Origin of the sequence: Polynucleobacter sp. Latsch14-2 (assembly GCF_018881925.1) — a bacterium.
Lineage (GTDB): Bacteria > Pseudomonadota > Gammaproteobacteria > Burkholderiales > Burkholderiaceae > Polynucleobacter.
The window spans coordinates 1-9,082 of record NZ_JACVPL010000027.1 but is presented as its reverse complement, the minus strand read 5'-3'; the positions used below and the strand labels follow the sequence as shown (position 1 = coordinate 9,082).

9 protein-coding genes and 1 tRNA gene are annotated in these 9,082 nt (G+C 47.8%); 5 read left to right on the top strand and 5 right to left on the bottom strand.

All coding sequences use genetic code 11. The annotated features are described in order from the left end of the window. Positions 1-473 precede the first annotated feature (473 nt). Positions 474-550: transfer RNA gene (locus ICN46_RS11615), tRNA-Arg, on the bottom strand. Positions 551-568: 18 nt separating this feature from the next. Between ICN46_RS11615 and greB the strand changes: the two genes are divergently transcribed. Then, positions 569-1,072, top strand: coding sequence for a transcription elongation factor GreB (greB, locus tag ICN46_RS11610; protein ID WP_216208995.1), 504 nt, complete (start codon positions 569-571; stop codon positions 1,070-1,072). Here greB and ICN46_RS11605 read toward each other — a convergent pair. Genes ICN46_RS11605 through ICN46_RS11590 form a run of 4 tightly spaced genes read right to left on the bottom strand, consistent with a single transcriptional unit; the run spans position 1,069 to position 5,288 of the window. After that, on the bottom strand, positions 1,069-3,426 hold the full coding sequence (locus ICN46_RS11605) for a RelA/SpoT family protein (RefSeq protein WP_370625548.1): 2,358 nt from the start codon (positions 3,424-3,426) through the stop codon (positions 1,069-1,071). The two genes, greB and ICN46_RS11605, sit on opposite strands and share 4 nt — an antisense overlap. A 15-nt stretch (positions 3,427-3,441) precedes the next feature. Then, a complete protein-coding gene (gene rpoZ / locus ICN46_RS11600) occupies positions 3,442-3,645 on the bottom strand; it encodes a DNA-directed RNA polymerase subunit omega (protein WP_088527738.1) in 204 nt (67 codons plus the stop codon). 45 nt (positions 3,646-3,690) lie between these two features. Continuing rightward, positions 3,691-4,329 (bottom strand): guanylate kinase, encoded by a 639-nt coding sequence (gene gmk / locus ICN46_RS11595; RefSeq protein ID WP_216208990.1) that lies wholly within the window; start codon positions 4,327-4,329, stop codon positions 3,691-3,693. A 17-nt stretch (positions 4,330-4,346) separates the two neighbouring features. Further along, positions 4,347-5,288 carry a YicC/YloC family endoribonuclease gene (locus tag ICN46_RS11590; protein ID WP_216208987.1) on the bottom strand — a complete coding sequence of 314 codons (942 nt, stop codon included), beginning with the start codon at positions 5,286-5,288 and terminating at the stop codon, positions 4,347-4,349. A gap of 52 nt (positions 5,289-5,340) precedes the next feature. Here ICN46_RS11590 and rph point away from each other — a divergent pair, with 52 nt between their 5' ends. The 4 genes from rph to ICN46_RS11570 are packed head-to-tail and all read left to right on the top strand — an operon-like array spanning position 5,341 to position 8,938. Further along, positions 5,341-6,072, top strand: a complete 732-nt coding sequence (rph, locus tag ICN46_RS11585) for a ribonuclease PH (protein ID WP_216208984.1) — start codon at positions 5,341-5,343, stop codon at positions 6,070-6,072. Between the two features lie 28 nt (positions 6,073-6,100). Continuing rightward, the gene (gene rdgB, locus ICN46_RS11580) at positions 6,101-6,691 is read left to right on the top strand and encodes an RdgB/HAM1 family non-canonical purine NTP pyrophosphatase (protein WP_216208981.1); all 591 of its coding nucleotides are present in this window, start codon (positions 6,101-6,103) and stop codon (positions 6,689-6,691) included. Further along, entirely contained in the window at positions 6,684-7,880 is a 1,197-nt protein-coding gene (hemW, locus tag ICN46_RS11575; protein ID WP_216208977.1) for a radical SAM family heme chaperone HemW, read from the top strand. The genes rdgB and hemW overlap by 8 nt, the downstream gene beginning before the upstream one ends. Before the next feature lie 44 nt (positions 7,881-7,924). Further along, the gene (locus ICN46_RS11570) at positions 7,925-8,938 is read left to right on the top strand and encodes a Bug family tripartite tricarboxylate transporter substrate binding protein (protein WP_216208974.1); all 1,014 of its coding nucleotides are present in this window, start codon (positions 7,925-7,927) and stop codon (positions 8,936-8,938) included. Positions 8,939-9,082 lie beyond the last annotated feature (144 nt).

The following is a 9,082-nucleotide window of genomic DNA, read 5'->3' as shown; positions in this document are numbered from 1 at the left end:
ATGTGCGGTAATAGCTTAAGCATGACTCAATTATGTACACATTTCTTTCTTACGAATTCTTACAGGACTCAACCCTCCTATTTCAAAGTCTTGGCTTTAAAAAATCTTCATAGTCTCCTACTGGCCGTTCTCTGCCCGTCAGAACCCTAAAAATCACCTACTTTGAAAGACTGCTCTAGATACAAAAGCGGCCATATGTAGTCGTGATGCAATTAAAAATAACAAAAATAATCACCAAAGCATGGGACTTAATTCTTGGGAGATTGAAGAAAATAATTGTGGGAAATTTAAAATGCAGATTAATTCTATTATGCAAGCCAATTAAAGCAAGATTAATAGAGGGCTCATATTCTATATGGCTCTGCAGGCGGTAAATTAGGCAATAGAGACCTAAAAAGTAGATTCTATTATGCAAAATTCATTTTATTATGCAAATAGAAAGGGCCTCCCTGACGGGAGACCCTTATGTAGTATGGTGCGGCTGGCAGGAATTGAACCCACGACCCCTTGGTTCGTAGCCAAGTACTCTATCCAGCTGAGCTACAGCCGCAACAGCCATAATTATGCCATGGATGAGAAGAACTACATTACACCGGCAGGTCACGAGCGCATTAAAAGTGAGCTCCTGCAGCTCCTGAACCATGATCGGCCTGAGGTTGTGCAGGTTGTCCACTGGGCCGCCTCCAACGGTGACAGGTCAGAAAATGGGGACTATATCTACGGAAAAAAGCGCCTACGGGAGATAGATCGTCGGATTCGCTTCCTGAATAAACGCCTCGAATTTGCCGTAGTGGTCGATAACGCTGCCCGAAAAACAGGCGAAGCCGATGGTGAACAGGTTTTCTTTGGAGCAACGGTCACTTACGAGAATTTGGAGGGCCCCGATAGCAGTAAACAAACTACCATCACTATTGTGGGAGTTGATGAAGTCGATTTAGATAAAGGGCATGTCAGCTGGGTCTCCCCAATAGCCAAAGCCCTCATTAAGGCTCGTTTGGGAGATTGCGTCAAAATTCAGACGCCAACCGGCCCTACCGAAATAGAAATACTCGATGTGCAGTACAGGTATTAGGTGGATCTCATTCGAGTCACGCGCATTACATCGGGATTCGTGCGTAAACTGCGCATGACTTTTGATAGATGGAAGCGGTCTGAGACCTGAATCGTAAAGCGAATAGTGACTGAATCCTCTTTATAGCGATCTTCCATCGATACGTTCATGATGTTGGAATCTGCAGCAGTCACACTGCTAGCAACACGCGCCAAAACGCCCTTACCCTGACGAGTATCAATAGCTAAGTCAACCTCAAACTCACGGTTAATCTCTTTACCCCACTCTACCTCAACCCATTTATCGCTATCTTTTGACAACATGCGTAAGGCAACCGGACAATCATTTGCATGAATTTGAAGTCCCTCGCCCTTACCTAGATAACCGATGATGTTATCTCCTGGAATGGGATGGCAGCAGCTTTGGAAACTCATGGAATTACCCTCGCGACCATCCACCAAAATGGCCTGACGCTGGTGATGATGTGCAATCAACTCCTGATGGGGCGAAACCCAATCTGCCACACCAAGGCGCATTTGCTCGCCGCCGCCTTCATCGTCAATCAGAATTTTCAAGCGAATAGCTAACTCTTGGGGCGAGCGTCGACCTAAGGCAATGTTGACACACGCTTCTTCACGAGTTTTGTCACCCGTCCAATGCATTAGCTTCTCCCAAAGTTCGGGGGTCAGCAAGCCAGCGTCAGCACCTTGCTGGCGTAATGCATTCGCTAATAGGCGCTCGCCTAGTTGCAGGGATTCTGCGTAATGCTTCGTTTTGAGAGAGTGGCGAATGGAGGCACGGGCTTTACCAGTGCGCACAAAAGCTAGCCAACCCGGATTAGGTTGCGAGCTCGCTGAGTTGATCACTTCAATAATGTCGCCATTTTTTAATTCGCTGCGCAAAGGCAACTGCAATCCATTGATCTTGACGGCGACGCAGGTATTACCCAAATCACTATGAATCGAATATGCAAAATCTAGCGCAGTCGCACCTCGGGGCAATGCTCGAATTTGACCTTTTGGGGTGAAAACATAAACAGCATCAGGAAATAAATCAATCTTCACGTGCTCTAAAAATTCCTGAGAATCGCCACTACTGTCTTGAATATCCATTAAAGACTGCAGCCATTGATGCGCGCGGTTTTGTACCTCACTCATATCTGGTGAGCCATCTTTATAAGCCCAATGAGCCGCAACCCCTGCTTCTGCCACTGCATGCATATCGCTAGTACGAATCTGAAACTCCACCGGCACACCAGAGGGCCCCAATAGAGTGGTATGCAAAGACTGATAACCATTCAGTTTAGGAATTGCTATGTAATCCTTAAACTTTCCAGGCATCGGCTTGTAGATGGCATGCAGAATACCAAGTGCTCGATAGCATTCATCGATCGAATGGACAGTGACACGAAAGGCGTAGACATCCAACACTTGAGAGAAGGTCAAATGCTTAGAGCGCATTTTGTTATAGATACTAAAAAGCGTTTTTTCACGGCCCTGAAGGTCTACCTCTAAGTTTGCTTTCGCAAAGGCCATGCGCGCTGCCTGCAAAATCTTTTCTACCATCTCCTTGCGATTACCGCGCGCCCTCTTCACTGCGCCCTCAATCACCCGAAAGCGCATCGGCATGGAATAACGGAAGCTCAAATCCTGTAGATCGCGATAGATGATATTGAGGCCTAGGCGGTGGGCTACTGGCGCATAGATTTCAATAGTCTCAGCAGCCACCCGACGACGTTTTTCCATTGGGACCGCATCCAAAGTACGCATATTGTGTGTACGATCAGCCAACTTCACCAAAATGACCCGTACATCGCGCGCCATGGCCATAAACATTTTGCGAAAGCTCTCTGCCTGCGCCTCTGCATGACTTTGGAACTCGAGCTTATCTAACTTAGTTAAGCCTTCAACAAGCTCTGCCACTTTGCTGCCAAATTTTTCGACTAAGTCGGCTTTAGTGCAGCCGGTATCTTCGATCACATCATGCAATAAAGCTGCCATGATGGATGGCGCGTCAAGACGCCAAGTGGCACAGAGCTCAGCAACTGCTACGGGATGGGTAATATAAGGTTCGCCGCTATGGCGATACTGCCCTAAGTGTGCCGCATCTGAAAACTGAAACGCTTTTTTGATTTGGATGATTTCTTCTGGCTTGAGATAAGTCAGTTTAGAAATTAAACGTTCAATCGAAACAACTTGGTGCTTAAGAGGTAAGGCGGGCGCAGAAGTAGGCCCAAATAAATGTCGACTAGATTGCGCCAACAGCGTGGCGATGATCGACTGCTTGCCACTATCGATCTGATTATTTTTACTTGCGTCAGACAAGCCGACGCTAGATGCTTCCGATGAGGTCTCTAAGTTTAAAGGGAGCTCCACACCGGAACTCCTAAATTAGAGGGGTACCTTGGTCAACATGTCACGGTCAGTTACACCAGCCGCAACTTCGCGCAGGGCAACTACTGTGGCTTTATCTCTAGCCTCAACACGTGGTGAATGACCTTGGACCAATTGGCGAGCACGATAAGTCGCAGCCAACACTAGTTCAAAACGATTAGGGATGGTTTTTAAACAATCTTCTACAGTAATACGGGCCATGCTGAACTCACTTAAATTTAGCTTCAATACCTATAGGATAACTGATTAGACCCCAAGACGCTTTAAAAGGGCGGGGTTTCGAGCCATGACGGGGCCTGAACGCAGTCGGCTGGCGGCAATAATATTTTGCAATTCGAGCAGAGCTTGATCAAAAAGGTCGTTGATCACAATGTAATTAGCCTCGTGAGCGTGCTGTAGCTCTATATGGGCTGCTGCCACCCGCCTCTCAATCGTCGCCTCGTCATCCTGCCCTCTTTTGCGTAAACGCTCCTCTAGGGCCTCAATTGAGGGCGGGAAGATAAAGATCCACTGCGCCGAAGGAATCAGTTGACGTATTTGTTGTGCGCCCTGCCAGTCAATTTCTAACAACACATCATTTCCAGAAAGCATCTGGGATTCAATCCAGGTGCGTGAGGTGCCATAAAAATGACCGTGCACTTCTGCCCACTCTAAAAATTGCCCTTGATCACGCTCAGCAATGAAGTCTTGCTTACTGACAAAGCGGTAGTTGACACCATCCACCTCACCAGGTCTTGGTACTCGGGTGGTAGTCGAAAGGGATAATTTCAGACTGGAGTCACTCTTTAACAGAGCATCAACCAGGGAAGATTTACCTGCACCAGAAGGCGCCACAATCATCAACATACTGCCTTGATAAGCACTTGTAGTATTTTGACTAGTCATATAGATAGGCTGTAGATTTACTCTAAATTTTGGACTTGTTCGCGCATCTGCTCAATCATGAGCTTAAGCTCCAAGGCAGCTTGGGTACATTCCTCTGATACTGACTTAGAGCTTAGCGTATTAGCTTCACGGTTGAGTTCTTGCATCAAAAAATCCAACCTCTTACCCACAGGGCCTTTGCCAGCGAGCGCGGTATCAACCGCTTGGAGATGTGTCTTGAGACGGGCAAACTCTTCGGCAACATCAATACGTACGGCATAGAGCACTACTTCTTGACGAATGCGCTCCATTAATTCTGTACCAGCACCGCTCGCGCCTTTTCCCTGCTCTTGAGCAGCTAAGGCCTCAGACAAACGCTCTGTGAGCTTTTCTTGGTACTGGGCGACATATTCAGGAACCTTGGGCTCAATGACTTTGACAATATCGCGCATCCTAGCGCTAATACTAGTCAGTACGCCAACCAGGGCTTTGCCTTCAGCCTGACGACTTTCTGTGAGAGCCGCTAAAGCAGCCCGGCCGGCCTCTACCGTAGCAGCAATCCAACCCTCTTCCTCGCCACGCGGCTCAGAGACAATGCCAGGCCAACGCAAAATGTCAGAAATGCCCAAGGCTTGGGCTGTTGGAAAGGCTTCCTGAGCCTTTTCTTGCAAGGTATACAAAGCGTCTAAGCGGTCTTGATTCAGAGCCCCTAAAGCGTGGGGATTGCTCTTAGCGGCACCAGCTGCACCGGCATTAACCCGCCAAGCAGCTCGAAACTCGACTTTTCCACGAGACAGGGCTTGAGTAGCCAGTTCACGCAGAGCAGGCTCTGCCCCACGGCATTCATCCGGAAGACGGAAGCCTAAATCCAGAAAGCGGCTGTTAACTGCCCGACATTCCACCTGCAGATCAGCAACTACGCCAGCCCCTAGGGAGACTTGGCGAGAAGCGCTGCCATAACCAGTCATGCTCGATATCATGTGAACATTGTAGATTCTTTATAGATCCAGCCCAAACTTAGGACCAAATCCCATGAGCACCTCGAATGTCAGCCGCCCAAGCGGTCGTAACCCAAAACAATTACGCCCTGTCACCATTACCCGTGCCTTTACTAAGCATGCGGAAGGCTCAGTCCTAATTGCCTTTGGTGATACCAAGGTACTATGTGCAGCCAGCATCCTAGAACGCGTCCCACCCCATAAAAAAGGCTCTGGTGAAGGCTGGGTTACTGCTGAATACGGCATGCTCCCCCGCTCTACTCATACCCGAAGTGATCGCGAAGCAGCTCGCGGGAAACAGTCTGGCCGTACCCAGGAAATCCAACGCCTCATTGGACGCGCCATGCGCAGCGTCTTTAACTTGAAAACGCTAGGTGAGCGTACGATTCATTTGGACTGTGACGTTCTACAGGCAGATGGTGGAACACGCACAGCTTCTATTACCGGCGCATATGTTGCCGCGAGAGATGCCGTTAACCAGTTACTTAAAAGTGGCGTCCTAAGCAATGATCCCATCATCGATAGCGTCGCCGCCATCTCAGTAGGCATTTATCAAGGCGTACCAGTACTCGATTTAGATTACCCCGAAGACTCTTCTTGCGATACCGATATGAATGTTGTTATGACCGGGAAAGGCGGCATGATTGAAGTGCAAGGTACAGCAGAAGGTGCCACTTTCTCACGCACTGAACTTTCCGCCCTATTGGATCTTGCGGAACAAGGCATTCATGATCTAACAAAATTGCAGTTAGAAGCGTTGAAGTAAATCAGCGAATCATTTAGCAACTTAGATTATGCAAAAACTGGTTCTCGCCTCCAATAATGCCGGTAAGGTTCGAGAGTTTCGAGCCCTACTGGCACCACTCGACTTTGACATCATTCCTCAGGGTGAGTTGGGCATCCCTTCAGCAGAAGAGCCTCATCACACCTTTGTTGAAAATGCCTTAGCCAAGGCTCGTCATGCGAGCGCTGCCAGTGGCATGCCTGCATTAGCCGATGACTCTGGTATTTGCGCTCATGCACTCAATGGCGAACCCGGTGTGTATTCAGCTCGCTACGCTGGTGAGAATGGTGATGACGCTGCCAACAATCGCAAGCTGATCACTGCGCTTACCAATTACGACGATCGCGGTGCGCATTATGTTTGCGCTTTAGTCATGGTGCAAAGTGCGCACGATCCCGAACCGCTAATTGTACAAACACGCTGGCATGGTCAGATCGTCGATCACGCAAAAGGTGATAATGGTTTTGGCTATGACCCTTACTTCTTTTTACCGGAGTTAGGAAAAACAGCTGCGCAATTAGATCCTGCGCAAAAGAATCTCATTAGTCATCGCGGACAAGCTTTGCGTGAACTCATTGTGCAATTGAAAAGTCGTGCTTAATTCCAACCCAAACAAAGTACAACTCTTTGCGCTTCCTCCTTTAGCGCTGTACATTCATTTTCCGTGGTGTGAAAAGAAGTGTCCCTATTGCGATTTCAACTCGCATCAAGTGAAAGATGTAAAAGAGAATCAACATCCCCAAGGATTTGATGAGGCGCGCTATATTAATGCACTGATTGCTGATCTAGAAACAGAACTACCACGCACCTGGGGGCGCCAAGTTCATAGTATATTTATTGGTGGTGGCACCCCTAGTCTACTGTCCCCCAAAGGCATGGATGATTTACTCTGCGCAGTCCGTGCACGCATTCATCTAGAGCCTGGTGCTGAGATCACGATGGAGGCCAATCCTGGCTCGGTCGAGGCAGATAAGTTTTCAGCCTTTGCAAAATCCGGAATTAATCGCGTCTCCTTAGGCATTCAGAGCTTCCAAGACCAGCAGCTGAAAGCATTGGGGCGGATTCATAACGGTGATGAAGCAAAACGCGCAATTGCCATTGCACTAGAACACTTCAAGTCCGTCAATATCGATTTAATGTATGGCTTGCCCAAGCAAACCTTAGCAGCAGCTAAAGCGGATATTGAAGCTGCCCTCTCGTTTAAGACCCCCCACCTCTCTCTCTACAACCTCACGCTTGAACCCAATACTTACTTTGCGAGTTTTCCACCAAGCTTGCCTAGCGAAGATGAGATTGATGCCATCTTTGACCAGAACCTCGAACTCCTGAATAAAGCTGGCTATAAGCGTTATGAGGTTTCCGCCTACGCCAAAAAAGATCAAGAATGTAAACACAACCTGAACTACTGGCGCTTTGGTGATTACATCGGCATAGGTGCAGGTGCTCATGGCAAGATTTCTTTTCCGGACAAAATTACACGTCAAGTACGTGAGCGCCATCCAGAGAGCTATATACAGGCGATGGAGACCAAAGGCATGGCTTTGATTGAATCTCGTGAAGTGCCTGCGAAAGATCTACCCTTTGAATTCATGCTCAACACCTTGAGACTAACTGATGGCGTGCAGACCAAAACCTTTAGCGAGCGTACCGGACTCCCTTTGAATGTGATTGCCCAGCGTCTTGCACAAGCAAGCAAAAAAGGTTTGCTAGATGACAACCCAGCATTACTGAAAGGTACGGATCAGGGTTTACGCTACCTGAACAATCTACAAGAGATCTTTCTGGGTTAAAGTTTCCAATTCTTACTTTCACTTGCTTCTCATCAAGGCTGACCATGATTTATCCGCTTTCTCTATGTAAAAAATTCTCCTATCTACTGATTAGTGCTAGCGTATTTTTTACCGCACTTTTAATCACCAGCCCTGCACATGCACAAGCAAAATCATGGCCAGATAAACCAATCAAGTTGATTGTCGGCTTTCCTCCTGGCGGTGGATCTGATGCGGTTGCGCGTGTGATTGCAATTCACCTTTCACAAATGTGGGGGCAGCAAGTCATTATTGATAATCGTGGTGGTGCCGCTGGAACTATCGCAGCCGATCTTGTCGCTAAATCACCGGCTGATGGCTATACCCTCGGCCTAGCACACGTGAATGCCCTGTCCATCATCCCTGCCCTTGGGCAAAAAATGTCTTATAACGCGACAACCGATTTCACGCCAATTGTTTTACTCGGCATCACCCCAAACATTTTGATTGCCAATGTAGATGCGCCAGCTAAAAATGTAAAAGATTTGGTGGCTTATTTAAAACAAAACCCTGGAAAGGTCAGCTTTGGCTCCGCAGGTAATGGCAGCACTCAACACTTAGCTTATGAACTGTTTATGCACATGGCCGGTACAGAGGCCTTGCACATCCCTTATAAGGGGAGTGGCCCAGTCTTAGTAGATTTAATGGCAGGTCACATTACCTATGCCTTTGAAACCATGGCAGCAGCTACCCCTCACATCCAAGCTGGAAAAATTATTCCCATGGCGCAAACACGCACGAAACGTTCTGCCGCCTACCCGAACCTGCCGACGATGGATCAACTCGGCTTTGTCGGATTTGAAGCAACGGCCTGGTATGGTCTGATGGGTCCAGCCAGACTAGATCCAAAAATTGTGCAAAAAATTAATACGGATGTGAATACTATTTTGCGCAAACCAGAGGTTCAAGCAAAGATGGATGAAGTTGGCGCGGAAGATGGTGGCGGAACGGCAGCTGCATTTAGTAAGTTCATCACCAAAGACCGCAATCAATGGGCCAAGCTAGTAAAAGAGGCGCATCTCCAAGTTGATTTAAATTAAAGAATAAATAAAGGACCCCCCAGTGAACTGACCCACAAAAGTTGGACACCCAATCCAACTCAACAGGGTCAGTCTCATGTCCAAATACAGCAAAGAGTTCAAGCTAGTAGTCATTGAGCATTACCTCTCCGGTAGGGGTGGTTT

Bases quoted from the DNA above. Each gene is read 5' to 3' on its own strand.
- greB (WP_216208995.1), top strand. From the start codon at position 569: ATGGATGAGAAGAACTACATTACACCGGCAGGTCACGAGCGCATTAAA.
- rpoZ (WP_088527738.1), bottom strand. From the start codon at position 3,645: ATGGCCCGTATTACTGTAGAAGATTGTTTAAAAACCATCCCTAATCGT.
- gmk (WP_216208990.1), bottom strand. From the start codon at position 4,329: ATGACTAGTCAAAATACTACAAGTGCTTATCAAGGCAGTATGTTGATG.
- ICN46_RS11590 (WP_216208987.1), bottom strand. From the start codon at position 5,288: ATGATATCGAGCATGACTGGTTATGGCAGCGCTTCTCGCCAAGTCTCC.
- rph (WP_216208984.1), top strand. From the start codon at position 5,341: ATGAGCACCTCGAATGTCAGCCGCCCAAGCGGTCGTAACCCAAAACAA.
- rdgB (WP_216208981.1), top strand. From the start codon at position 6,101: ATGCAAAAACTGGTTCTCGCCTCCAATAATGCCGGTAAGGTTCGAGAG.
- ICN46_RS11570 (WP_216208974.1), top strand. From the start codon at position 7,925: ATGATTTATCCGCTTTCTCTATGTAAAAAATTCTCCTATCTACTGATT.